The 25,766-nt window shown below is 57.9% G+C and carries 20 protein-coding genes; 14 read left to right on the top strand and 6 right to left on the bottom strand.

Annotation, left to right across the window (positions count from 1 at the left end; genetic code table 11):
- Nucleotides 1-39 precede the first annotated feature (39 nt).
- Both sbcC and sbcD read right to left on the bottom strand, forming a co-directional pair.
- Nucleotides 40-3,171 (bottom strand): exonuclease subunit SbcC, encoded by a 3,132-nt coding sequence (sbcC, locus tag IM271_RS09200; RefSeq protein WP_193052482.1) that lies wholly within the window; start codon nucleotides 3,169-3,171, stop codon nucleotides 40-42.
- The gene (sbcD, locus tag IM271_RS09195; protein ID WP_193052481.1) at nucleotides 3,168-4,373 is read right to left on the bottom strand and encodes an exonuclease subunit SbcD; all 1,206 of its coding nucleotides are present in this window, start codon (nucleotides 4,371-4,373) and stop codon (nucleotides 3,168-3,170) included. The genes sbcC and sbcD overlap by 4 nt, the downstream gene beginning before the upstream one ends.
- Before the next feature lie 187 nt (nucleotides 4,374-4,560).
- Here sbcD and phoB point away from each other — a divergent pair, with 187 nt between their 5' ends.
- From phoB to IM271_RS09160, 7 genes are all read left to right on the top strand, one after another.
- Nucleotides 4,561-5,250 (top strand): phosphate response regulator transcription factor PhoB, encoded by a 690-nt coding sequence (gene phoB, locus IM271_RS09190; protein ID WP_008503265.1) that lies wholly within the window; start codon nucleotides 4,561-4,563, stop codon nucleotides 5,248-5,250.
- A gap of 21 nt (nucleotides 5,251-5,271) precedes the next feature.
- Nucleotides 5,272-6,567 (top strand): phosphate regulon sensor histidine kinase PhoR, encoded by a 1,296-nt coding sequence (gene phoR, locus IM271_RS09185; RefSeq protein WP_047363942.1) that lies wholly within the window; start codon nucleotides 5,272-5,274, stop codon nucleotides 6,565-6,567.
- 410 nt (nucleotides 6,568-6,977) lie between these two features.
- Nucleotides 6,978-8,297, top strand: a complete 1,320-nt coding sequence (brnQ, locus tag IM271_RS09180; RefSeq protein ID WP_028012134.1) for a branched-chain amino acid transporter carrier protein BrnQ — start codon at nucleotides 6,978-6,980, stop codon at nucleotides 8,295-8,297.
- An 80-nt stretch (nucleotides 8,298-8,377) separates the two neighbouring features.
- The gene (proY, locus tag IM271_RS09175; RefSeq protein WP_049001868.1) at nucleotides 8,378-9,751 is read left to right on the top strand and encodes a proline-specific permease ProY; all 1,374 of its coding nucleotides are present in this window, start codon (nucleotides 8,378-8,380) and stop codon (nucleotides 9,749-9,751) included.
- Nucleotides 9,752-9,892: 141 nt separating this feature from the next.
- Nucleotides 9,893-11,710, top strand: coding sequence for a maltodextrin glucosidase (gene malZ, locus IM271_RS09170; protein ID WP_193052480.1), 1,818 nt, complete (start codon nucleotides 9,893-9,895; stop codon nucleotides 11,708-11,710).
- 85 nt (nucleotides 11,711-11,795) lie between these two features.
- Entirely contained in the window at nucleotides 11,796-14,417 is a 2,622-nt protein-coding gene (locus tag IM271_RS09165) for a DUF2339 domain-containing protein (RefSeq protein WP_193052479.1), read from the top strand.
- The gene (locus tag IM271_RS09160; protein ID WP_193052478.1) at nucleotides 14,414-15,799 is read left to right on the top strand and encodes a DUF3999 domain-containing protein; all 1,386 of its coding nucleotides are present in this window, start codon (nucleotides 14,414-14,416) and stop codon (nucleotides 15,797-15,799) included. The genes IM271_RS09165 and IM271_RS09160 overlap by 4 nt, the downstream gene beginning before the upstream one ends.
- A gap of 43 nt (nucleotides 15,800-15,842) precedes the next feature.
- Here IM271_RS09160 and IM271_RS09155 read toward each other — a convergent pair whose 3' ends face one another.
- Both IM271_RS09155 and acpH read right to left on the bottom strand, forming a co-directional pair.
- A complete protein-coding gene (locus IM271_RS09155) occupies nucleotides 15,843-16,445 on the bottom strand; it encodes a peroxiredoxin (RefSeq protein ID WP_008503347.1) in 603 nt (200 codons plus the stop codon).
- A 127-nt stretch (nucleotides 16,446-16,572) separates the two neighbouring features.
- Nucleotides 16,573-17,154: an ACP phosphodiesterase gene (gene acpH / locus IM271_RS09150; RefSeq protein ID WP_041911095.1), complete on the bottom strand. Its 582-nt coding sequence runs from the start codon at nucleotides 17,152-17,154 to the stop codon at nucleotides 16,573-16,575.
- Nucleotides 17,155-17,246: 92 nt separating this feature from the next.
- Between acpH and queA the strand changes: the two genes are divergently transcribed.
- From queA to IM271_RS09115, 7 genes are all read left to right on the top strand, one after another.
- On the top strand, nucleotides 17,247-18,317 hold the full coding sequence (gene queA, locus IM271_RS09145) for a tRNA preQ1(34) S-adenosylmethionine ribosyltransferase-isomerase QueA (RefSeq protein ID WP_028012140.1): 1,071 nt from the start codon (nucleotides 17,247-17,249) through the stop codon (nucleotides 18,315-18,317).
- A gap of 53 nt (nucleotides 18,318-18,370) precedes the next feature.
- Entirely contained in the window at nucleotides 18,371-19,498 is a 1,128-nt protein-coding gene (gene tgt / locus IM271_RS09140; RefSeq protein WP_045259930.1) for a tRNA guanosine(34) transglycosylase Tgt, read from the top strand.
- A 22-nt stretch (nucleotides 19,499-19,520) separates the two neighbouring features.
- Entirely contained in the window at nucleotides 19,521-19,853 is a 333-nt protein-coding gene (yajC, locus tag IM271_RS09135; RefSeq protein ID WP_000007630.1) for a preprotein translocase subunit YajC, read from the top strand.
- Nucleotides 19,854-19,880: 27 nt separating this feature from the next.
- Nucleotides 19,881-21,728, top strand: a complete 1,848-nt coding sequence (gene secD / locus IM271_RS09130; protein ID WP_072031998.1) for a protein translocase subunit SecD — start codon at nucleotides 19,881-19,883, stop codon at nucleotides 21,726-21,728.
- A 10-nt stretch (nucleotides 21,729-21,738) separates the two neighbouring features.
- Complete coding sequence (secF, locus tag IM271_RS09125; RefSeq protein ID WP_028012143.1) at nucleotides 21,739-22,710, top strand: protein translocase subunit SecF; 972 nt, start codon at nucleotides 21,739-21,741, stop codon at nucleotides 22,708-22,710.
- 142 nt (nucleotides 22,711-22,852) lie between these two features.
- Entirely contained in the window at nucleotides 22,853-23,218 is a 366-nt protein-coding gene (locus IM271_RS09120) for a VOC family protein (RefSeq protein ID WP_193052477.1), read from the top strand.
- Between the two features lie 14 nt (nucleotides 23,219-23,232).
- Nucleotides 23,233-23,913, top strand: coding sequence for a YafY family protein (locus IM271_RS09115; protein ID WP_063942725.1), 681 nt, complete (start codon nucleotides 23,233-23,235; stop codon nucleotides 23,911-23,913).
- 118 nt (nucleotides 23,914-24,031) lie between these two features.
- Here the strand turns inward: IM271_RS09115 and IM271_RS09110 are convergent, their stop codons facing one another.
- Both IM271_RS09110 and IM271_RS09105 read right to left on the bottom strand, forming a co-directional pair.
- Entirely contained in the window at nucleotides 24,032-24,916 is an 885-nt protein-coding gene (locus IM271_RS09110) for a nucleoside-specific channel-forming protein Tsx (RefSeq protein WP_028012146.1), read from the bottom strand.
- 270 nt (nucleotides 24,917-25,186) lie between these two features.
- Nucleotides 25,187-25,726: a DUF3251 domain-containing protein gene (locus IM271_RS09105; RefSeq protein ID WP_028012147.1), complete on the bottom strand. Its 540-nt coding sequence runs from the start codon at nucleotides 25,724-25,726 to the stop codon at nucleotides 25,187-25,189.
- Nucleotides 25,727-25,766: the final 40 nt, after the last annotated feature.

Below are 25,766 nucleotides of genomic sequence, written 5' to 3'. Positions count from 1 at the left end.
GGGCCAGGGTGAGGGCACCAGACCGAATCGACCCAACACTCACCCCACCGCAAACTCCCTGTCCAGCCTGCTATACCCCAGTCCGTTGATCTTCTTCACCTTGATCTGCACCGGAATGCGCTCTTTCATCGCCTCGACGTGGCTAATCACCCCGATGGTTTTCCCGGTGGCGTTCAGCGCGTCGAGCGCATCCAGCGCGGTATCCAGCGTTTCACTGTCGAGCGTGCCGAATCCCTCATCCAGGAACAGGGAATCAATCCGCGTTTTGTGACTGACCAGGTCAGAAAGCGCTAACGCCAGCGCAAGGCTGACCAGGAAGCTCTCGCCGCCGGAGAGCGTGCGCGTATCGCGCACCGCATCGGCCTGCCAGGTGTCGACCACTTCCAGCTCCAGCGCCTCGCTGGCCTTACGCTGTAGGAGATAACGGCCGTGCAGGCGGTTAAGCTGCTGGTTTGCGAGCCAGACCAGGTTATCCAGCGTCAGCCCCTGAGCGAACTTGCGGAACTTGTCGCCGGTGCTGGAGCCGATCAGCGCGTTGAGATAGCCCCAGTCGTCGGCCTGGCGCGCGGCCTCTTCAATTTGCAGCATTAACGCCTGCTGATGCTGGCGGTTATCGCTGTCCTGCTTAAGCTGCTGGCGGATCTCGCCCTGATGCGTGGTGTTCTCACGAAGCCGTTGCGCCAGCTGCTGCAGCTGGCTTTGCAGGGTAGACGCATCCGCGTCAAGTTCTTCCGGGCGCAGCGCAAGGTGCGCCTGCAGCTGCTGATTAGCCTGGCCGGAAAGGGCCGCGGCCTGCTGTAGCTGGTTTTCCAGCGACTGTTTCAGCTGTTCGAGGCGGCGAATAGCATCGTCATCCAGCAGCGCGGCAAGGAACGCATCCCGATCGGCAAAACAGCTTGCGGAGAGCGCCGCGGTGAACTGCGTCTGCGATTGCTGCAGGCGCTCGCGCTCCAGCGACTCCTGCTGCTGCAGGGCGGCGAGCTGGCTTTGCAGCGACACGCATTCATTGTGGATGTCGCGCCAGTCATCAGGAATGGCCGGCTCAGCCTCTTCGCCGTGTGTTGCCGGAAGCGTGTCGAGCAGCGGCTTCAGCGCGCTCATGCGTTCCTGAAGCACGCCGTGCTGCGTATGCTTCTCCTGCCAGTGGGCAAATTCCGCTTCGCGGGCGTGCAGCCAGTCGGCCTCATTGCCCTCTTCGGGAACGCTAAGCGAGAGCGCGAGAAGAGTATGTTCCAGCGCCTGGCGCGTTGCGGTGCGCTGCTGCTGATACTGGCGTTCCTGCGCTTCCTGCTCGTTCAGCTGGTTTTGCAGGGTCAGACGCTGGCTGAGCTGATAAAGCTGGCGCTCGTAGTGTTCCTGCTCGTTCAGCCATGGCGCGATATCCTCCTGAATATTCAATGCGATATTCAAAGACGCGCACGCCTCCAGCCATGCTTTAGTGAGCGCTTGCTCTTCCTGAGAAAGCGTCTGCGCTTCGTCTGTCTCACGCTGGATCTGTTGAGCCAGGGCATTAACCTGTCCCAGCACCAGCAGGCCTTCCTCTTTAAGCGCGGCGACCTCTTTTTCGAGCGCATCACGGCGACGCTGGTTATCCGTCAGCTCAAGCGACCGGTAGGTCTCCACGGCAGGATGCTCGTGGGAGCCGCACAGCGGGCAGGGTTTGCCTGCCTCAAGCCGTGAGCGATAGCTTTCCAGATTTTTAATCGTCGCTTCGCGTTCGCACAGGGCTTTCAGGTCCAGATAGTGCTGGTGTTTCTCTTTGTACTGCTGGCGGCGCAGCGACAGGGTTTCATTGAGCTTGCTCTGCTCCGCCTGGGCTTTCTGCACGCTTTCACCGTTCTGGCTCAGGCGCTTTTGCAGCGGCTGATAGCGGGCATGCAGCGACGTCAGCTGCTGGCGCAGCGTGCGGGACCGGGACTGCTGCTCCATGGCCGCGCTGACCTCATCCGCCGTCAGCGTCAGCGTATTTTCCGGCATCTCAGCCAGCTTCTGACGTAGCTCAGTCATCCGCGCAGCAAGCGCGACGAGCTGACTTTTGTCACGGTTTAGCTGTGAGAACTGGGCGCGCCAGCCGGCAATTTCCTGGCCCAGCAGGCGATAACGCTCATTCTCCGCCAGCCACTGTCCCAGCGCCGTCAGTTCGGCCTGTAGCCGCTCATGGGTACGCAGGGCGGTATTGCGGATCCGCGCGCGCAGTGCGGTTTTGGTCTGTAAGCGAGTATTTACTTCGTTAATTCGCTGCTGGGTTTGCGTCAGACGTGCGGTTTGCTCCTGCTGATGCTCCCAGAGCGGACGAAGCTGGGCGGCGGGCTGGGCAAGCTGGAGTTTTGCCAGTTCCGGCGCCGCGTTCGCCTGCGCCTGTTGCGCCTGCTGCTGCAGGGCGGCAACGCGCTGCTGCTCCCGCACGAGCTCGTCATGACGCGTAAGCCACTGAAAATCTTTCTGTTGGCTTTGCTGCTGGGCCAGCAGGGTTTTCTCTTCGTCAGTAAGTGCCTGCAAACTTTGCTGCAACTGCTGCTGTTGTTCTTCGCTGAGCAGCACGACACCCGCCGCCTGCGCCTCGCATTTTTCCAGCACGCTGCGGGCGGCTTTGTGTTTCTCAAACACCATCGCGGAAATCTGGCCGTAGATTTCGGTGCCGGTGAGTTCTTCCAGCAGTTCTGCGCGGTCGGCCGGTTTGGCATTGAGGAAGGCCGCAAACTGCCCCTGCGAGAGCAGCATTGAGCGGGTAAAACGGCCGTAGTCCAGCCCGGTGAGCGCCGCGGTTTGCTCCAGTTTATCCGACACCTTATCGGCCAGAATCTTGCCATCCTCGCAGCGGGCCAGCTCCACGCGCGGTGCCTGCAAGTTCCCGTCCGGCTGGTTGCGCGCCCGGTTCTGACTCCAGAATGCGCGATAGGCAACGCCTTTCACCTCAAACTCCACTTCCGCCAGGCACTCGGCGGTATCGCGCGTCATCAGATCGTTTTGCGCCTGAGAGACCTTATTCAGGCGCGGGGTTTCGTGGTAGAGCGCCAGGCAGATGGCATCGAGCAGGGTGGTTTTACCCGCGCCGGTTGCGCCAGTAATGGCAAACAGGCCGTTGCTGGCAAAAGGCTCCGCGGTGAAGTCAATTTTCCACTCGCCCTTGAGGGAGTTGAGATTTTTCAGGCGCAGGCTCAGAATTTTCATGCGTTTTCTTCCTCGTCATTGAGGGCGTGCAGAGTATGGCTGAACAGCTCGTTGAGCCTGACGCGTTTCGCATCATCGATCTCTTCCTGCGACAGTCGGCGCTCGAACACCTCTTCAACGCGCAGTTCGCTAAGCGTTTCGCGCTGGGCGCCGAGCAGAATTTTCTCGCGCTGCTCGCGGCTGCGGCGCACCAGCAGCACCTCAACCGGCAACTCTTCGGTCAGCGCCTGAATTTTCCGCTGCATATCGTGCAGGTAGTCATCGGTGGTGATTTCAATATCCAGCCAGACGGGCGGGTTAAGCTCAGCGCCGCGCCACTGCTCAAGCTGGGCGGTGATGGCAGCCAGATCGCCCTTCAGCACCGCCAGCGGCTGGGTGACCGGCACTTCCAGCGTCTCGACGGCGCTGAGTTTGCCCTCATCAAAGCTCACCAGATGCACGGATTTGGCTTTTCCGGTTTCATCGAAGCTGAGCGAAATAGGGGAGCCACAGTAGCGGATATGCTCGCAGCCGCCGATGACCTGGGCGCGGTGAATGTGCCCGAGCGCGATGTAGTCCGCGGGCGGGAAGTTTTGCGCCGGAAAGGCGTCCAGCGTACCGATATAGATCTCGCGGACCGCGTCACTTTTGCTGGCCCCGACGGTGGTGAGGTGCCCGGTGGCAATGACCGGAATGGCCTGTTCACCGCGCAGGGCACAGGCTTCCGCGTGCTGCTGGTGATAGTAGTCGGTGATGGCCTGCAATAAATGCTGCTGCTTTTCCGCGCCCGACAGTCCCGCCTGGCTTTGCACGATGTCGCGCGGACGTAAAAAGGGAATCGGACACAGTACCGCGCCCGGCGACCCGTCGCGTTTTTTCAGGATCTGCGGCGCGTGCCCGGCGCTGGCGACCACGGTGGTATTGAGAAACGCCAGGATGTCGCGGGATTCATTGAGCGTGGCGACGGAGTCATGGTTACCGGCGACAATCACCAGATGACAGCCGTTCTGCTGCAGGTTCACCACGAAGCGGTTATACAGTTCACGCGCATAGCTCGGCGGCGAACCGGTATCAAAGATGTCACCCGCCACAATAATGGCATCCACCTCGTGCGCCTGGGCCGTTTCCAGAAGCCAGTTCAGGAACGCTTCATGTTCAGCCGCACGGCTTTTGCTGTAAAAATTTTGACCCAGATGCCAGTCCGAGGTGTGAAGTATGCGCATAGGAGATCCGTGGCGAAAAACGATGCGGGCGATTATAAACTGTCAGGGTGAGGAAAATAACCGCTGTAATAAAACAACAGTTTGCCATTTATAGTGGTACTGTTTTTCATAAATCTGTCATAAATCTGACGCATAATGGCGCCGCATTACAAACTTGTAACTTAAATAAGATAAGACAGGGCAAAGTATGGCGAGACGTATTCTGGTCGTAGAAGATGAAGCTCCAATTCGTGAAATGGTGTGCTTCGTGCTCGAACAAAATGGCTTCCAGCCGGTTGAAGCGGAAGATTATGACAGCGCGGTGAACCAGCTGAATGAACCCTGGCCCGATCTGATTCTGCTTGACTGGATGTTGCCCGGCGGCTCCGGACTGCAGTTTATCAAACATCTGAAGCGTGAAGCGCTGACCCGCGACATCCCGGTGGTGATGCTCACGGCGCGCGGAGAGGAAGAGGATCGCGTGCGCGGTCTGGAGACCGGCGCGGACGATTACATTACCAAGCCTTTCTCCCCGAAAGAGCTGGTTGCCCGCATTAAGGCCGTCATGCGCCGTATTTCCCCGATGGCGGTCGAAGAGGTGATCGAGATGCAGGGCCTCAGCCTTGACCCAACGTCACACCGCGTGATGACCGGCGAAAATCCCCTCGACATGGGGCCTACCGAATTTAAACTCCTGCACTTCTTTATGACCCATCCGGAACGCGTTTACAGCCGCGAGCAGTTGCTGAATAACGTCTGGGGAACTAACGTGTATGTCGAAGACCGGACGGTTGACGTACATATTCGCCGCCTGCGAAAAGCGCTGGAACTGAGCGGCCACGATCGCATGGTACAGACGGTCCGCGGCACGGGTTATCGTTTCTCGACCCGTTTCTGAATAATGACAGGAGTGTGACGCGTGCTGGAACGTCTGTCATGGAAAAGGCTCGTCTTTGAACTAATCTTATGCTGTATTCCGGCCCTTCTTCTGGGGGCCTTACTTGGGCATCTGCCGTGGTTTCTGCTGGCGGCGGTCACCGGGCTGTTAGCCTGGCATTTCTGGAACCTGCTGCGTCTCTCCTGGTGGCTGTGGGTGGACCGCAGTATGACCCCGCCGCCGGGAAGCGGCAGCTGGGAGCCGCTGCTGTACGGCCTGCACCAGATGCAGATGCGTAATAAAAAGCGTCGCCGCGAGCTGGGAAGCCTGATCAAACGCTTTCGCAGCGGTGCAGAGTCGCTGCCCGATGCCGTTATTCTGACGACCGAAGAAGGGACGATCTTCTGGTGTAACGGCCTGGCGCAGCAGCTGCTGGGCCTACGCTGGCCGGATGATAATGGTCAGAACATCCTCAACCTTCTGCGTTATCCCGAGTTTACGCTGTACCTGAAAAAGCGTGATTTCACCCGTCCCCACAATCTGAAGCTGAATAACGGTCGCCATCTGGAAATCCGCGTGATGCCCTACAGCGATCGCCAGTGGCTGATGGTGGCGCGCGACGTGACCCAGATGCACCAGCTGGAAGGGGCGCGTCGTAACTTCTTCGCCAACGTCAGCCACGAACTACGCACCCCGTTGACCGTGCTGCAGGGCTACCTGGAGATGATGCAGGAGCAAACCCTGGAAGGCGCGCCGCGTGAAAAAGCGCTGCATACGATGCGCGAGCAAACGCACCGTATGGAAGGGCTGGTGAAGCAGCTGCTGACGCTGTCAAAGATTGAAGCGGCGCCTTCTCTTGCGCTGAATGACACCATTGATGTGCCAATGATGCTGCGCGTCGTCGAGCGTGAAGCGCAGACGTTAAGCCATAAAAAACATCAGCTGACCTTTGACGTCGACAACACGCTGAAGGTGCTGGGCAGCGAGGATGAACTGCGTAGCGCTATCTCCAACCTGGTGTACAACGCGGTAAACCATACGCCGGAAGGAACGGATATCGTGGTGCGCTGGCAGCATACGCCGGCAGGCGCCGAGTTTAGCGTTGAGGATAACGGGCCGGGGATCGCCCCGGAGCATATTCCGCGCCTGACCGAGCGCTTCTACCGGGTGGATAAAGCGCGATCGCGGCAGACGGGGGGGAGCGGCCTGGGGCTGGCGATTGTGAAACACGCGGTGAATCACCATGAAAGCCGTCTTGATATCCAGAGTACCCTGGGTAAGGGAACCCGCTTTAGTTTCGTTATTCCGGAACGATTAATTGCCAAAAAGAGCGCCTGACGGCAGGCGTGTCATTTTACCTTTCCACGGGTCAGCCATCGCTGGCCCGTTTGCTTTGCAGTCAAGCGAAACGCGTGTGAATTTTATACGGTTGGCTGTTTTTTGTTCGCATGATTAGCCATGGGTTTTTCCTATAATTAGCGCATTGTTCTGGTGTGCGTTTTCATACTGGCATATTGTTCTGGTTTTGCGATCCCTCCTTGCCTTTAAACGTTATAAGCGTTTAAATTGCCCCCCAGATACTGTCAGACCGACTGTATTTGCGTGGTAAATCGAAAAACTATTCTTCTCCACGCCAGGACGGGAGCATTTCCCGCTGAAATTGAGCAAATTTTCGGCTGTATCGTCCCGTCAGGGAAATCGAAAAATCTCAACGTTTTCAACACCACATCCACAGGCAGTAAGGTTTTATGACCCATCACTTAAAATCGCGTGACATTATCGCGCTGGGCTTTATGACATTTGCGCTGTTCGTTGGCGCAGGCAACATCATTTTCCCTCCAATGGTTGGCTTACAGGCGGGTGAACACGTCTGGACCGCCGCGTTCGGTTTCCTGATTACTGCCGTGGGTCTGCCGGTACTGACCGTTATCGCACTGGCGAAAGTCGGTGGCGGCGTGGATAGCCTTAGCACCCCGATTGGCAAAGTGGCTGGCGTTCTGCTGGCTACCGTCTGCTATCTGGCCGTTGGTCCGCTGTTTGCCACCCCGCGTACCGCGACCGTTTCCTTCGAAGTGGGCATCGCCCCGCTGACCGGTGACGGCGCGATGCCGCTGTTCATCTACAGCCTGATTTATTTCGCCATCGTGATTCTGGTTTCCCTCTATCCGGGCAAGCTGCTGGACACGGTAGGTAACTTCCTGGCGCCGCTGAAAATTGTAGCGCTGATCGTGCTGGCCGTGGCGGCCATCATCTGGCCAGCCGGCCCGATTAGCGACGCGATGGATGCCTATAAAAACGCCGCGTTCTCTAACGGCTTTGTGAACGGCTACCTGACGATGGATACGCTGGGCGCGATGGTGTTTGGTATCGTTATCGTTAACGCCGCGCGTTCCCGCGGCGTGACCGAAGCGCGTTTGCTGACCCGTTATACCATCTGGGCTGGCCTGATGGCCGGTGTGGGCCTGACGCTGCTGTATCTGGCGCTGTTCCGCCTGGGCTCTGACAGCGCGATGCTGGTTGATCAGAACGCGAACGGTGCGGCTATCCTGCACGCTTACGTTCAGCATACCTTCGGTGGGGCGGGCAGCATGCTGCTGGCGGCGCTGATCTTCCTGGCGTGTCTGGTAACCGCGGTTGGCCTGACCTGCGCCTGCGCAGAGTTCTTTGCGCAGTATCTGCCGCTCTCTTACCGTACCCTGGTGTTTATTCTCGGTATCTTCTCCATGGCGGTGTCTAACCTCGGTCTGAGCCACCTGATTCAGGTCTCTATTCCGGTGTTGACGGCGATCTATCCGCCGTGCATCGTGCTGGTGGTGCTGAGCTTCACCCGTCCGTGGTGGCATAACTCCTCACGAATTATTGCGCCAGCCATGTTTATCAGCCTGATTTTTGGTATCCTTGACGGGATTAAAGCATCAGCGTTCGCTGAAATTCTGCCAGCCTGGACACAGCGTCTGCCGCTGTCCGAGCAGGGCCTGGCCTGGCTGATGCCTACCGTTGTTGCACTGGTTCTGGCGGTTATCTGGGACCGTGCTGCAGGGCGTCAGGTCACATCGAACGCTCATTAATCAACGGCAACAAAATGTTTAACCACGGGGCTTAAGGCCCCGTGGTTTTTTGTTTTTTCGTGTTGAATGGCAAGATTTAAATGGAAAGCACTAACAAACTTAAACGTGGATTGAGCACGCGCCACATCCGCTTTATGGCGCTGGGCTCTGCTATCGGCACCGGTCTTTTTTATGGCTCGGCAGATGCCATCAAAATGGCCGGTCCAAGCGTGCTGCTGGCCTACATCATCGGCGGTGTGGCGGCGTATATCATCATGCGGGCTCTCGGCGAAATGTCGGTTCACAACCCGTCTGCCAGCTCCTTCTCCCGCTACGCGCAGGAAAACCTCGGCCCGCTGGCCGGGTTTATCACCGGCTGGACCTACTGCTTCGAAATTTTGATTGTGGCGATTGCCGACGTAACCGCATTCGGCATCTACATGGGCGTCTGGTTCCCGGCGGTGCCGCACTGGATCTGGGTGCTGAGCGTGGTGTTGCTCATTTGCGCCGTCAATCTGATGAGCGTGAAGGTGTTCGGCGAGCTGGAGTTCTGGTTCTCCTTCTTCAAGGTCGCGACCATCATCATCATGATTGTGGCGGGTTTCGGGATCATCATCTGGGGGATTGGCAACGGCGGCCAGCCGACCGGCATCCATAACCTCTGGAGCAACGGCGGCTTCTTCAGCAATGGCTGGCTCGGGATGGTGATGTCGCTACAGATGGTAATGTTCGCCTACGGGGGCATCGAGATTATCGGCATCACCGCCGGGGAAGCGAAAGATCCGGAGAAATCCATTCCGCGCGCCATCAACTCGGTGCCGATGCGTATTCTGGTGTTCTACGTGGGTACGCTGTTCGTGATTATGTCCATCTACCCGTGGAACCAGGTGGGCACTAACGGTAGCCCGTTTGTCCTGACCTTCCAGCATATGGGCATTGCCTTTGCTGCCAGCATTCTGAACTTTGTGGTGCTGACCGCGTCGCTTTCGGCCATCAACAGTGACGTCTTTGGCGTGGGCCGCATGCTGCACGGCATGGCGGAGCAGGGCAGCGCGCCGAAGTTGTTCGCCAAAACTTCACGCCGCGGCACGCCGTGGGTGACGGTGGTGGTGATGACCGTAGCGCTGCTGTTCTCGGTTTACCTGAACTACATCATGCCGGAGAACGTCTTCCTGGTGATTGCGTCCCTGGCGACCTTCGCGACCGTGTGGGTGTGGATCATGATCCTGCTGTCGCAGATTGCCTTCCGCCGCCGTCTGTCGCCGGATGAGGCGAAAGCGCTGAAGTTTAAGGTGCCGGGCGGGGTGGCGACGACCGTGGTCGGGCTGATCTTCCTGGTGTTTATCATTGGCCTGATTGGCTACCATCCGGATACCCGCATTTCCCTGTACGTGGGCTGTGCGTGGATCGTTCTGCTGCTGATCGGCTGGGTGTTTAAGTGCCGCCGTGACCGTCAATTGGCAGAAGCACAGTAATATTTTTATCCCCCCTCCCTCGCGGGAGAGGGGATTTTTGCCTCCTCCCCCGTCCTCCTCCCCCAATAAATCTCGTCATGGTGAGCTATCCTTAACCACCCTGTGGCAAGGTGACGTCAATTTCATCAGAGGGGATTCGTGATGTTAAACGCCTGGCACCTTCCGGTTGCCCCATTTGTTAAGCAAAACAAAGACAACCTTGTGATTACGCTCTGGCTGGCGGGTGAAAATCAGCCGGAACGCGTGACGCTCCGCGCCGAAATTGATAACGAAGAGACCGGGCTGAAAATGCACAAGCTGCGCAGCCAGCCGCAGCCGGGGATTACGGCGTGGCGGGCGAATATCGATTTGCGCACCGGGCAGCCGCGCCGTCGCTATAGCTTTAAGCTTTTATGGAACAACCGCCAGCTGTGGTTTACCCCGCAGGGGTTTAGCCGTTTCCCACCGGCCCGGCTGGAGCAGTTCGCTGTCGATTACCCGGATAACGGCCCGCAGTGGGTTAACGATCAGGTCTTTTATCAGATTTTCCCGGACCGCTTTGCGCGCAGCGAAAAACGCACCGCCGGCCAGGACAAGGTCTATTACCATCATGCCGCGGGTCACGACATCATCCTGAAAAAATGGGATGAACCGGTGACGGCGCAGGCGGGCGGCTCGACGTTCTACGGCGGCGATCTCGACGGCATCAGCGAAAAGCTGCCGTACCTGAAAAAACTCGGCGTGACGGCGCTGTACCTTAACCCGGTGTTTAAAGCCCCGAGCGTACACAAATACGATACCGAAGATTATCGCCACGTTGACGCGCAGTTTGGCGGCGACGAGGCGCTGCTGCGCCTGCGTGAGAATACGCAAAAGGAGGGGATGCGCCTGATCCTGGACGGCGTGTTCAACCACAGCGGAGATTCGCACGCGTGGTTTGACCGTCATAACCAGTCGATGGGCGGGGCGTGCCATAATCCGGACTCCCCGCAGCGCGACTGGTACAGCTTTAACGAGGAGGGGCGCGCGCTGGACTGGCTGGGCTACGCGAGCCTGCCGAAGCTGGACTTCCAGTCCCCGTCTCTGGTGAACGAGATTTACGGCGGGGAAGACAGCATCGTGCGTTACTGGCTGAAGGCACCGTGGAATATGGACGGCTGGCGTCTGGACGTGGTGCATATGCTCGGTGAAGCGGGCGGGGCGCGAAATAACCTTCAGCACGTGGCCGGGATCGCGCGTTCGGCGAAAGCGGCTCAGCCGGAGGCGTTTGTCTTTGGCGAACACTTTGGCGACGCGCGCCAGTGGCTGCAAAACGATGCCGAAGATGCGGCGATGAACTATCGCGGCTTTACCTTCCCGCTGTGGGGATTCCTGGCTAACACCGATATCTCCTACGATCCGAACCATATCGACGCCGAAACCTGCGCCGCGTGGATGGATAACTATCGCGCTGGCCTGTCGCATCAGCAGCAGCTGCGGATGTTTAACCAGCTCGATAGCCACGACACCGCGCGCTTTAAATCCCTGCTCGGCAAGGATGTGGCGCGTCTGCCGCTGGCGGTCACCTGGCTCTTCACCTGGCCGGGCGTACCGTGCATTTACTACGGAGACGAAGTGGGGCTGGACGGCAACAACGATCCGTTCTGCCGCAAAACCTTCCCGTGGGAGGCAGAGAAACAGGATAAGGTGCTGTTCAGCCTGTATCAGCGGTTGGCGAAGCTGCGCAAACAGAGTCTCGCCCTGCGCTACGGCGGCTGTCAGGTGGCGTACGCCCACGATAACGTGGTGGTCTTTGTCCGCGTCTATAATCAGCAGCGCGTGCTGGTGGCGATTAACCGGGGCGAGGCCTGCGAAGTGGTGCTGGATGATTCGCCGCTGCTTAAGGTGGCGACTTGGACGAACAAAGAGGGCAAGGCGACGATACAGGATGGCGTGCTCGCGCTGCCTGCGGTATCCGCGACGGTCTGGCTCGGCAGCTAATGCGCTAAAGTTTCCCCTTTTAAGATGGCGCAAATGCAACGATTTGTGTCAATCTTAACGGATCGTTTACGGTGAAGGTGGAAACATGGACGAGCTTTACATCCTTGGCTGTTTATTCCTGGTTTTTGCGCTGCTGGTTGCGCCCGTGCTTGCAGTTATCGGGTTTAATCGAAGCACGGCGGCGCAGCAGGAGATCGCCCGGCTACGCCAGCGCATTGAGGTGCTTGAGCAGCGCGGCGCAGCTCAGGTAGCGCCGGAGACAGAACAGGTGCATGCGGTCACTCCGGCTGTCGTGACCGCGCCGGTGGCTGAGGACGCGCCCGCGCCTGTCGATCCCTGGCGTCCCGACATTCCTACAGCCGAGGCAAAACCCGCTCCGGCCCCTGCGCCTGCGGCTAAACAGCCATCTGCCTTTGGCGGCATTGTGACGTCGCTGACGCGCTGGTTTATGCAGGGTAATCCCCTGGCGAAGCTTGGCATTCTGCTGCTCTTCCTCGGCCTCTCTTTCCTGCTGCGCTATACTGTTGAACACTCCCTGTTCCCGCTTGAGCTGCGCCTGGTGGCGACGGCGCTGTTTGCCATCGTGCTGCTGGCGGTTGGGTGGCGGCTGCGGCACAAGCAGCCGATCTACGCGCTTATCTTACAGGGCGGCGCGACGGGCATTCTCTACCTGACGGTCTTTGGCGCCTTCCGGCTCTGGCAGATGCTGCCGACGACGCTGGCCTTTGCGCTACTGGTGGTGATTTGCGCCGCGAGCGTTGGGCTGGCCGTGCTGCAGAAAGCACTGAGCCTTGCCATGCTGGCGAGCCTCGGCGGGTATCTTGCGCCGCTGCTGCTATCTACCGGGGGCGGCAACTTTGTGGCGCTGTTTTCCTTCTATCTCCTGCTTTCTATCGGCATTCTCGCCATCAGCATCTGGCAGCACTGGCGAGAGCTCAACCTGCTCGGGCTGCTCTTTACCTTTGGCGTGGGCGGCCTGTGGGGGCTGAGTGAGTACCAGCCTGAAGACTATTGGATCTGCCAGCTGTTCCTGATTGCCAATACGCTGATATTTGGCGTGCTGAGCGTAGCGCTGTCGCTGCGGGCGCAGGAGAAAGGGAAGCAGATCGTTGACGGCGTGCTGCTGTTTGCCCCGCCGCTGATAGGCTTTGGGATGCAGTACGGTATGACCCGGCACTGGGAATATGGTCCGGCCCTGAGCGCTTTGGGATACGGCGCATTTTATCTGGCCCTCGCTTTCCTTGCCCTGCGCCGCTATCCGTCCATCGGGCGACCGCTGGTGATGGCGGCGCTGGCGATCGGCGGCGGGTTTGCCACGCTTGCGATTCCGCTCGCGCTCTCCGCGCAGTGGACGGCGATGGCCTGGGCGCTGGAGGGGCTGGGCATCCTCTGGCTGGGCGTGCAGCAGCACCAGCGACGCATGAGCTATAGCGGGACGGCGCTGCTGGTGCTGGCGCTCGGCAGCGCGCTGTGGGCGCAGATGAACGGCGTTACGCCGCTGAGCCTGCTGCTTATCTTCGCCATCCTTAGCCTTTGCTGGCTGGCTGCGGCCTGGCTGTGGCGGAACCTCTTTCTGCCGGTTAGCTGGGCGCTGCTGGCAGGCGGGCTGCTGTTCTGGCTCGTGGCGCTATTTGGCGTGTCGCGGCTGGTGTTGAAGCAGGAACTGCCTGTTCTGGCAGGCGTGCTGGCGCTGACGGCGGCGTCGGTCTGGGGCTGGCGTCAGGCTGCCGCTCGTCTGGCGTGGCGGGAGCTGGATGCCAGCAAATGGCTGCTGTGGCCGCTGATGCTGGTGATGGTGGGCTATCAGCTCTCGCACCAGCAGATGTTTGCCGCCGGCTGGTCAAATCTGGCCTGGGGTATTGCGCTTCCCGCCGCGCTGATGCTGCTGCGGCGCGACGGCGCCCGTTTAGCGCCGCGCATCTCTATGGGGCTGCATCTGGCGCTGTTCTGGATGATATTACTGGCGCTGGCGGCGGAGCTTTACTGGTTTGCCCGGTCGCTGCCGTGGGGCATGGCGGCCTGGGGCAGCGGGCTGGCGATGGCCGCAGGCGGCGGGGTGATTATGGCGCTCTCTGCGGCGGTGCGCCGTCGCGGGTGGCCGTTCCGGGAGTGGCCCGCGCTCTACGCGTGCATAGCACCGATCCCCGTGCTCGCGGCGCTGCTGGTATTGCTGGTGGTGACCAATTTCCAGGACGGCGTGGTTTATCGTCAGACCTGGCTGCCGCTGGTGAACCCGCTTGAAGAAGGCGCGGCGTTCGCGCTGCTGGGGCTGGTGGTCTTTTACCGGGCGGTGGATCGCTACTACCCGACGCAGCTCTCGCAGGCCCGTCCGTGGCCTGCCGTCGCGATTATGGCGTTTGGCTTCTGGTGGCTTAACGGTGCGTTGATGCGCGCCCTGGCCTGGTACGGCGACGTGGCCTGGAATATGGCGTCGCTGTGGGATTCGCGGCTGATCCAGACCACGTTTGCCCTGTTCTGGATGCTGAGCGCGCTGGTGATCATGGTCCACGCCACCCGTAGGGCTTCCCGTCAGGAGTGGCTTGGCGGTGCCGCGCTGCTGGGCGTGGTGATGGTTAAACTGATGCTGGTGGACAGCGCGGGTGGAGGCGGTCTGTCGCGTGCGGTGGCGTTTATCGGCGTGGCAATACTGGTGCTGATCGTGGGGTATTTCTCGCCACTACCGCCCAAAACAGGAGATGAAAAATGAAATGGATGAAAGCGGTAGCTTGTACCGCTCTGCTGGCGCTTGCAGGCCCGGCGTTCTGCGACGAGGTACAAACGGAATCGCCCCGGGACTATGCCTTTGGCCGCTCGCTGGATACGTCTGCTCCTTCCCAGTGGTATCGGGTGACGCTGCCGCTCGCCGTCTATACGCAGAGCACGTCGCCGGATCTGCATGACGTTCGCGTCTTTAACCAGTCGGGCGAGCCGGTTCCTTTCAGCCTGGTCACCGCTACGCGTCCGCAGGTGGCAGCGCAATCCACAGCGCTGCGCCTCTTTCCTCTGGACGCCTCACCGCTTGCGCCTGCGCGTGGGGATGAGGGCAGCGATAAGATCCTGCTCCGTTCCGGAAACGGCGTAGAGATTGTGCTGGAGGGGCAAAAAGCCGCCGCAGCCGGGCAGCATTATCTGCTGACCCTGCCGGAGCAGGCTACGGGTGAGATTGCCCTGTCCCAGCTGCAGCTGCTCTGGAATGCCCCTCAGGCGCCGTGGCAGGGAACGGCGTCGGTCTATTACAGCGAGGATCTTAAGCGCTGGTATACCCTGCGCGAGGATATGCCGCTGCTGGACGTGATGAGCGGGCAGGATCGTCTTAAGCTCGATCGGATCGATACCGATATCGTTTTGTCTCCCGATACGAATCGCTATCTCCTGGTTGTGCTGAATGCTCAGAGCCAGGGGGTGACCTTAACCGGCGTTAACGCGATTAGCGCCCCTGCGCGGGCGACGCCGGACGCGATCGATCTTGAGGGGGTAGGGGAGCAGCTATCGACAAGCGAAGCGCTGTGGCACTGGGCGCAGCCGCAGCCGCTGAGTGCTATCAGCATTTTACTGAATGGCGACGGCGTCCTTCCCGTGGAGATAGCGTGGCGGAGTACGGAAAAAGACATATGGCACTCCCTGAAAAAAGAGGTGCTTTACCGTCTGGAGGGCAAAACGTCTCCACCGGTTTCGCTTAGCGGAGGCCTGGTACAGGCGGTGAAAATCACGACGCTGAATGCGCGCCTGCCGGAATACCTGCCGGGCGTCACCGGGCATCGTGACCGCTATGATCTGGTGTTCAACGCGCAGGGAAAAGCGCCATACGTGCTTGCCTGGGGTAATGGCGCTGCAAAGCCTGCCAGCGTGGAGCCTGACATGCTGATCCCAGCCGATCTGCGCAAAACCTATGATATGGAGCACCTGCCGCAGGCCGACATTCTGGATGATGTCGCGTTAGGCGGCGAGGGGCGTCTGACCGCTACTTCTGCGTCCGAGCGGGAGAGCCGGATGAACGCGCTGCTGGTGTGGGGCGTGCTAATTGCGGGCGTAATTCTGCTGGCGGGAATGGCCTGGCGCATCTGGCGAGAGACGCAGCGTAAGGCATAAAAAAAGGCCCGCATAAGCGGGCCTTCTTCGTAAACCGTGCCGATTACAGGCTGGATACGTTCTCAGACAGGTATTTAGCAACGCCGTCTGGGGACGCAGCCATACCTTCTTTACCTTTTTCCCACTGAGCCGGGCACACTTCGCCGTGCTCTTCGTGGAACTGCAGCGCGTCAACCATGCGCAGCATTTCGTCGATGTTACGACCCAGCGGCAGATCGTTCACAACCTGGTGACGAACGATGCCGTTTGCGTCGATCAGGAAGGAGCCGCGCAGCGCAACGCCAGCGTCCGGATGTTCAATACCGTAAGCCTGCTGGATTTCGCGTTTGATGTCCGCAACCATTGCGTATTTCACCGCACCGATGCCGCCTTTGTCGACAGGGGTGTTACGCCATGCGTTGTGTACAAATTCAGAGTCGAAGGAGACGCCAACCACTTCCACGCCACGCTTCTGGAATTCTTCATAACGTTTGTCGAACGCGATCAGCTCAGACGGGCAAACGAAAGTGAAGTCCATTGGCCAGAAGAACAGAACGGTCGCTTTACCGTTGGTGTGCTGTTTGAAGTTGAAGTTTTCAACGATTTCACCGTTGCCCAGAACTGCTGCAGCTGTAAAATCCGGAGCCGGACGAGTTACCAGAACCATATGATTCTCCTGTAGATACTAAGGTTATTTGGAACGCAACGCGAGCCAGTATAGAGAGTGTTCGTGGATAAGACAAAGAGGTGGTGACAATCGTTCCGCCAGCTTTTACCTATCAATGATCGTGCTGTCAGAGCTGCTTGTTTTTCGCCTGCGCCATCATGCGCGGATAAAACTGCCAGAATTGGCTCTCCAGCGCATCGTAATGCTCATCCAGGTCGTACCAGGAGTCCCGCAGCGCATCCAGCCGCGGGCGACGGCTCGCCATGCCATTCAAGACATTCTGGATAAAGTCCATCTCGCGATAGCGCTCCAGCCAGCGTTCCGACCACAGGTAGTTATTCAGATTCACAAAGCGCGGCGGCGAATCGGGCAAAATGATCGACACCTGCTGGTGGGCGTAGCGCACAAACGCCGGCAACGGCATCTCCGGCGAGAGCTGTTCCCAGTGGCGAGACAGGAAGTGGTCCCACATCACGTCGAGCGTGATCGGCGCAACGCGGCGCGTTTCAGGGCGAAACCACGCTTTCGCTTCCGTCACCTCGGGCAGATTATCAGTGATGACATCAATGCGGCGGTGCATAAAAATCCCGTCGACAACCTCGGGAGAATACGCTTCAGCGGGGTTGCCGCGCACGAAATCGGCCAGCAAATTGCCGGAAAGGGAGCTGTCAGCGAGGTGTGCGAGATGCAGGTGAGCGAGAAAATTCATGCGTTTTATTTGTCCAGTGGCGGCTAGTTGTTGCAGCAAAAGGGTGTGAGCACTAGACTATGCCGCCTGTTTTTAAGTCACGAGTATACGTCATGCGCGTCGCCGATTTCTCCTTTGAACTACCTGAATCCCTGATTGCTCACTATCCCATGCCTGAGCGCAGCAGCTGTCGCTTACTGTCACTGGATGGGCCAACGGGCGAGCTGACGCACGGTACTTTCACCGATTTGCTCGACAAGCTCAACCCTGGCGATCTGCTGGTCTTTAACAATACCCGCGTGATCCCGGCGCGCCTGTTTGGCCGTAAGGCCAGCGGCGGCAAGATTGAAGTGCTGGTCGAACGTATGCTCGATGATAAACGTATTCTGGCACATATTCGCGCTTCCAAAGCGCCGAAGCCGGGCGCGGAGCTGCTGCTGGGTGATGACGAAAGCATCAAGGCGACCATGACCGCGCGCCACGACGCGCTGTTCGAGGTGGCGTTCGACGACGAACGTACGGTGCTCGATATCCTGAACGCCATCGGCCATATGCCGCTGCCGCCGTACATTGAGCGCCCGGACGAAGAGGCCGATCGCGAGCTGTACCAGACCGTCTACAGCCAGAAGCCTGGCGCGGTCGCGGCGCCAACCGCAGGTCTGCACTTTGATGAACCGCTGCTGGAAAAGCTGCGCGCGAAGGGCGTTGAGATGGCGTTTGTGACGCTGCACGTCGGCGCGGGCACCTTCCAGCCGGTGCGCGTGGACAGCATTGAAGACCACATCATGCACTCCGAGTATGCCGAAGTGCCGCAGGATGTGGTGGACGCGGTGCTGGCGGCGAAAGCGCGCGGTAGCCGCGTCGTGGCCGTCGGTACGACGTCCGTGCGTTCACTGGAAAGCGCCGCGCAGGCAGCTAAAAACGGTCTTATCGAGCCGTTCTTTGGCGATACGCAGATCTTCATTTACCCGGGCTATCAGTACAAAGTGATTGACGCGCTGGTGACCAACTTCCATCTGCCTGAATCGACGCTGATTATGCTGGTCTCTGCGTTTGCGGGTTATCAGCATACGATGAATGCGTACAAGTCTGCGGTAGAACAAAAATATCGCTTTTTTAGCTACGGGGACGCGATGTTTATCACGTACAATCCGCTGGCTTTGAATGAGCGTGTCGGGGAATAAGTCCGCGGCACCGTATGACAACGTTGGACTGTTTTTCTGACGTCGGAGAAAAAATGAAATTTGAACTCGATACCACCGATGGCCGCGCGCGTCGCGGTCGCCTGGTGTTTGATCGCGGCGTGGTGGAAACCCCCGCGTTTATGCCTGTGGGCACGTACGGCACCGTAAAAGGGATGACGCCGGAAGAAGTTGAAGCCACGGGCGCACAGATTATCCTCGGCAATACCTTCCACCTGTGGCTGCGTCCAGGTCAGGAGATCATGAAGCTCCACGGCGATCTGCACGATTTTATGCAGTGGAAAGGCCCGATCCTGACCGACTCCGGCGGCTTCCAGGTCTTCAGCCTGGGCGATATCCGCAAGATCACCGAGCAGGGCGTACATTTCCGTAACCCGATCAACGGCGATCCGATTTTCCTCGATCCCGAAAAGTCGATGGAGATTCAGTACGATCTCGGCTCCGACATCGTGATGATCTTCGACGAATGTACGCCGTACCCGGCAGACTGGGACTACGCGAAACGCTCTATGGAGATGTCTCTGCGCTGGGCGAAGCGCAGCCGCGACCGTTTTGACTCCCTGCAGAACAAAAATGCGCTGTTCGGCATCATTCAGGGCAGCGTTTACGAAGATTTACGCGATATCTCTGTTAAAGGTCTGGTAGAGATAGGTTTTGATGGCTACGCTGTCGGCGGTTTGGCTGTGGGTGAGCCGAAGGAAGACATGCACCGCATTCTGGAGCACGTCTGCCCGCAAATCCCGGCGGATAAACCACGATACCTGATGGGTGTGGGTAAACCCGAAGATCTGGTGGAAGGCGTACGTCGCGGCATTGATATGTTCGACTGCGTGATGCCAACCCGCAACGCGCGTAACGGTCATCTGTTCGTTACCGATGGCGTGGTGAAAATCCGTAACGCGAAGCATAAGAGTGACACCAGCCCGCTCGATTCCGAGTGCGATTGCTATACCTGTCGCAATTATTCTCGCGCGTATCTGCATCATCTCGATCGTTGTAATGAGATTTTGGGCGCGCGTCTCAATACGATTCATAATCTTCGCTACTATCAGCGCTTAATGTCTGGTTTACGCAAGGCTATCGAAGAGGGTAAATTAGAGAGCTTCGTGACCGATTTTTACCAACGTCAGGGGCGGGATGTTCCACCGTTGAACGTTGATTAATATTAATAATGAGGGAATTTGAATGAGCTTTTTTATTTCTGATGCGGTAGCGGCAACAGGTGCTCCGGCGCAGGGCAGCCCGATGTCTCTGATTCTGATGCTGGTTGTGTTCGGTCTGATCTTCTACTTCATGATCCTGCGCCCACAGCAGAAGCGTACCAAAGAGCACAAAAAGCTGATGGACTCCATCGCGAAAGGCGATGAAGTGCTGACCAACGGTGGTCTGGTCGGCCGCGTAACCAAAGTGGCTGAAAGCGGCTACATTGCTATCGCCCTGAACGACACCACTGAAGTGGTTATCAAACGTGACTTCGTAGCTGCCGTTCTGCCGAAAGGCACCATGAAGGCGCTGTAATCCCAACTTTTCCCAAAGGGAACTGCCGTGTTAAACCGTTATCCTTTGTGGAAGTACATCATGCTGGTCGTCGTGATTATCGTCGGCCTGCTGTACGCGCTTCCCAACCTGTATGGTGAGGATCCGGCCGTTCAAATCACTGGCGCGCGCGGTGTCGCCGCCAGTGAGCAAACGCTGATCCAGGTCCAGAAAACGTTACAAGAAGAAAAAATTACCGCTAAGTCTGTGGCTCTGGAAGAGGGTGCAATTCTTGCTCGCTTCGACACCACCGACACGCAGCTCCGCGCTCGCGAAGCGCTGATGGGCGTGCTGGGTGACAAATATGTCGTGGCGCTTAACCTTGCTCCTGCAACCCCTCGCTGGCTGGCTGCGCTGAACGCAGAGCCAATGAAGCTGGGTCTTGACCTGCGTGGCGGCGTTCACTTCCTGATGGAAGTGGATATGGATACCGCGCTCGGCAAGCTGCAGGAACAGAATATCGACAGCCTGCGCAGCGATCTGCGCGACAAAGGCATCCCATACACTACCGTGCGTAAAGAAGATAACTACGGCATGAGCATCACGTTCCGCGACAGCGCGGCGCGCGATCAGGCTGTAGATTACCTGACCCAACGTCACCGTGACCTGGTGATCACCTCTCAGGGCAGCAACCAGCTGCGTGCGGTGATGACCGATGCGCGTCTGAAAGAAGCGCGTGAATATGCCGTTCAGCAGAACATCAACATTCTGCGTAACCGTGTAAACCAGCTGGGTGTGGCTGAGCCGCTGGTACAGCGTCAGGGTGCTGACCGTATCGTGGTTGAACTGCCGGGTATCCAGGATACCGCGCGTGCGAAAGAGATCCTCGGTGCGACCGCGACGCTGGAATTCCGTCTGGTGAACTCCAATGTCGATCAGTCTGCCGCGGCGTCTGGCCGTATTCCGGGTGACTCCGAAGTGAAACAGACCCGTGAAGGTCAGCCGGTTGTGCTGTACAAGCGCGTGATCCTGACCGGTGACCACATCACCGACTCCACTTCAAGCCAGGATGAGTACAACCAGCCGCAGGTTAACATCTCGCTGGATAGCGCGGGTGGTAACATCATGTCTAACTTCACCAAGGACAACATCGGCAAACCGATGGCGACCCTGTTCGTGGAGTACAAAGACAGCGGTAAGAAAGATGCAAATGGTCGTGCGGTGCTGGTGAAAGAGGAAGAGGTGATTAACATCGCCAACATCCAGTCTCGTCTGGGTAACAGCTTCCGTATTACCGGTATTAGTAACCCGAACGAAGCGCGTCAGCTCTCGCTGCTGCTGCGTGCCGGTGCGCTGATTGCGCCAATTCAGATTGTTGAAGAACGTACCATTGGTCCAACTCTGGGTATGCAAAACATCCAGCAGGGTCTGGAAGCGTGTCTGGCCGGTCTGGCGGTCTCTATCCTCTTCATGATCTTCTTCTATAAGAAGTTCGGTCTGATTGCGACCTCCGCGCTGATTGCAAACCTGGTGCTGATCATCGGCATTATGTCCCTGCTGCCGGGGGCGACGCTGACCATGCCGGGGATTGCGGGTATCGTTCTGACCCTTGCGGTGGCGGTCGACGCCAACGTACTGATTAACGAACGTATCAAAGAAGAGTTGAGCAACGGTCGCTCTGTCCAGCAGGCGATTGACGAAGGTTATAAAGGCGCGTTCAGCTCTATCTTCGATGCGAACGTAACAACACTGATTAAGGTTCTTATCCTGTATGCAGTGGGTACTGGCGCGATCAAAGGCTTTGCGATTACCACCGGTATCGGTGTCGCAACGTCAATGTTTACCGCTATTGTCGGCACCCGTGCCATCGTGAACCTGCTGTACGGCGGCAAGCGCGTCAAAAAGCTGTCTATCTGAGGAGTGCGTTGTGGCACAGGAATATACTGTTGAACAATTGAACCATGGCCGTAAAGTCTGGGACTTTATGCGCTGGGACTACTGGGCTTTCGGCATTTCAGGTTTACTGCTGATTCTGTCCATCATCGTTATGGGCGTGAAGGGCTTTAACTGGGGGCTGGATTTCACCGGTGGTACGGTCATCGAGATCTCCCTGGAAAAACCGGTCGATATGGACCAGATGCGCCTGTCTCTGCAGAAAGCGGGCTTTGAAGAGCCGCTGCTGCAGAACTTCGGCAGCAGCCGCGACATCATGGTGCGTATGCCGCCGGTGCACGATGCCAACGGCAGCCAGGAGCTGGGCAGCAAGGTCGTACAGGTCATTAACGAGACCACCAGCCAGAGCGCGGCGGTCAAGCGTATTGAGTTCGTCGGCCCGAGCGTGGGTGCGGACCTGGCGCAAACCGGCGCCATGGCGCTGCTGGTGGCGCTGATCTCCATCCTGGTGTACGTCGGTTTCCGCTTCGAGTGGCGACTGGCGGCCGGTGTGGTTATCGCCCTGGCGCACGACGTGGTGATCACCATGGGCATACTGTCTCTGTTCCACATTGAGATTGACCTGACCATCGTGGCATCCCTGATGTCCGTGATCGGTTACTCACTGAACGACAGTATCGTGGTATCTGACCGTATCCGTGAAAACTTCCGTAAGATCCGTCGCGGCACGCCGTACGAAATCTTTAACGTGTCGTTGACCCAGACGCTGCATCGTACCTTGATCACCTCCGGTACTACCCTGATGGTGATCCTGATGCTGTTCCTCTTCGGTGGCCCGGTGCTGGAAGGCTTCTCGCTGACCATGCTGATCGGTGTCTCCATCGGTACGGCGTCGTCTATTTACGTGGCGTCCGCTCTGGCACTGAAACTTGGCATGAAGCGCGAGCACCTGCTCCAGCAGAAGGTCGAGAAAGAAGGGGCGGATCAGCCGTCCATTCTGCCGTAAGGCGACGTTTAGCGCGTTATCGGAATCCCGGTCTGTTGACCGGGATTTTTTTTATCTGCTCCTGACAAACACTCCTGACAGTATGCTGTCAGGAGCCCTGCCGTAGACTCCTTCTGAACCCAAACAACAGGCAGGAGGATGTATGAAAAGCGTAATTAACTGGTTTGAAATTCCGGTTTCGGATATGGATCGCGCCATCAAATTTTATGAGCCGGTGATGCAGCTCGCGCTGCGTCGCGAGAAAATGGACATTGCCGAGCTGGCGGTTTTCCCGCATGAGGATCCCGCAACCGGAGGAGCGCTGGCAAAATTTGACGGCGTTACGCCCTCTTTGCAGGGCGCTATTATTTACCTGCATACTGACAATCTGGCGGCCACGCTCGATCGCATTGCCTCTGCGGGCGGCGAGTGCGTGTTTGGCCCGCAGGAACTGCCGCAAGGTATCGGCACTATCGCACTGTTTACCGACAGCGAGGGTAACCGCGTCGGCCTTCATCAACCTGCCTGAGAGCGAATGACGTTATGACCCGACGCGCTGACCGTTTGTTTCAGATTGTGCAGATCCTGCGGGGCAGGCGTCTGACAACGGCAGCGCATCTGGCGGACCGGCTTGGCGTGTCCGAGCGCACGGTCTACCGCGATATCCGCGACCTGTCGCTTTCCGGCGTGCCGGTGGAAGGCGAGGCGGGAAGCGGATATCGGCTGATGTCGGGTTTTGACCTGCCGCCACTGATGCTGACAAATAAGGAATCCGAAGCGCTGATGGTCGCGATTCGCCTGCTCAAAACCTGGGGAGGTGAATCGCTGTCGCGCGAGCTGGAGTCGGCCCAGGAGAAGGTGCTGGCTATTCTGCCCGAGGAGAGCCGCAGAAAGGCGGAGCAGACGCGGATCTACGCCCCGGATTTTTGCATGCAAAGCCACTCCCGCAGCGATTTTGACATGATTCACCAGGCGATTTCCGCTCAGCGCGTATTGGCGATGCATTATCGTGATGAAGCCGGGCTGCTCTCAAAACGTGAGGTACAGCCGCTGGGGTTGTTCTTCTGGGGGGAGCGCTGGCTGCTGGCGGCATGGTGTGAACGTCGCGAGGACTACCGCTGTTTCCGGCTCGACCGGTGTCTCAAAGTTGTAATGACGGAGAGGCGGTTCAGTGAGAGTGCGGACAGGTCTTTGGCGGATTTTTTGCGCAAGGTGAAGCAGTAAAAAGCCGGGTGGCGAGGTAAAAGCAAAACGGCAACGATGTTGCCGTTTTTTGTGTTCGCGCCCTCTCCCGTGGGAGAGGGAAGGGGTGAGGGCACCAGCCCGCACAATCCCGCATTGATTAGAAGTTGTAACCCACGACCAGGTAACCACCCCAGCCGGTAGAGCGGACGCTAAAGTCGCCGTTACCGAAGTTCAGGCTCGCGTCGTCGTTCCACTGGCCACCGTTGTGCCAGTAACGCGCAACAACAGAGTAGTGCCAGTGATCGTAGTTCAGCGCCAGGATGTGGCTGGAGGCGATGGAATCGTTGGTACGCGCTTTCTTGCCGTTCAGGTCACGGAAATCGTCGTCGCCCAGGTCTGAGCCCCAGTCAAAGTTAGTGAAACCGATGTAGCTCAGATTACCGCCCCACAGCTGGGTAATTGGCACGAAGTATTTCACTTTGAAACGGTAGCCGTCCCACTCGTTTTCATTCGCTGCGCCGTAGTTCTGCCACTGGTATTTTGCATACACGTTCAGGGACAGGCTCATCGGCAGGCCGGTGTCAATGTCAGTACCCAGACCCATATACCAGGTGCTCTGACGACCGGACTTATTGCGGCCCATGTCGTAGATGTAGTTGTTCGCGAAGTACCACTCTTTGAACGGACCAAACGCCAGGCTGGTACCGGTCAGTTTGTCGATGGAGAAGCGCGGTTCAATCTCCATGAACAGTGGGGAACCGTGGTTCCAGATACCTTTCGCATCGGTGTTACCACCGAAGAACACAGGCGCATCCATATAGCCGTAGAAATCAAACCAGTCTTTCTTGGCGAACGCTTCATATTCCAGGTAGGTATCGTTGCGGATCTGCGGTCCGAAACGGGTGTGGTAGCTGCCTACCACGTTAACGCTCTGGTGCCACCAGTCGGAGAGGTATTGTGGTTTCTCGTTTTCCGCTGCGTTAACAGTGAAAGAGGAGGACAGTGCCAGAACTGCACCGGCTGCGAGTAATGTTTTTTTCATAATCATGCCACTGATTGAAATTCCCTTCCGGGAGTGAAAAATGCGCGAATTGCGTTTCTAAATATTTCGTGTTTCTGCGGTGCCTATTATAGGAATCCCTGCTCACAAAAATATGTGTTGTTTCACATATCTCTCACACGCGTAATCGATTGCGTTCACGTTTGCGTACTTTAAACGGCCGGGATTGTAGCGGCAATCATTTCTGTTGCCAATCCATACGAAATGTAAATGTTAGCGGAGTGACATTTCACTCCGCTAAAAAGGAAGGGATTACTGCGCGGCGGGTTGGATGTCGTGAATGCGGATAAAGCCTAACTGCTCAGGCGTAAGTCCGCTTAGCTGAAGTGGAATATCCACATCGCTGGGCGCTAACACGCTGGCCGGAGCGGTGAACAGCTGGTTCTTCACGTTCACCTCCTGGTAGCTCTCCGTGGTGCCCTGGATCTGGCCCCACTCAACGGTGCCGCTGAAGGCAGGCAGCGGATCGTTGGACTCACCGTGAATACGTAATGTTGCGCGCGTACCATCCGCATTCGCCGCCACATTCACCAGAGACATCTTCAGCGTGCCAATCTGGCTGTTAAGCAGGGCAGGCGTATTCGCTCCTGGCAGCAGATATACCCCGCTGGTGGATTTAGCGTTCAGCGCGTTTTGCTGGGTGATCTTCACCGTTTCTTTGTTCAGTTTGTCCATCGCCGTGTTGAGCGTATTCACGCTTTGTTTCATCTGGCGGACTTCGGTTTGCTGTGCACAGGCACTAAGGGTGAAGAGGCTCCCCACCAGTAAAATTTTCAGGTAACGTCTTGTCATAGCGTTTATTCCTTGAAATGACGGATCCCCATAATGGTAG

It is taken from the genome of Enterobacter cloacae complex sp. I3 (assembly GCF_014896175.1).
Taxonomy (GTDB): domain Bacteria; phylum Pseudomonadota; class Gammaproteobacteria; order Enterobacterales; family Enterobacteriaceae; genus Enterobacter; species Enterobacter bugandensis.
Note: the sequence above shows the minus strand (reverse complement) of the source record. Positions and strands in the feature narration are given on the sequence as shown.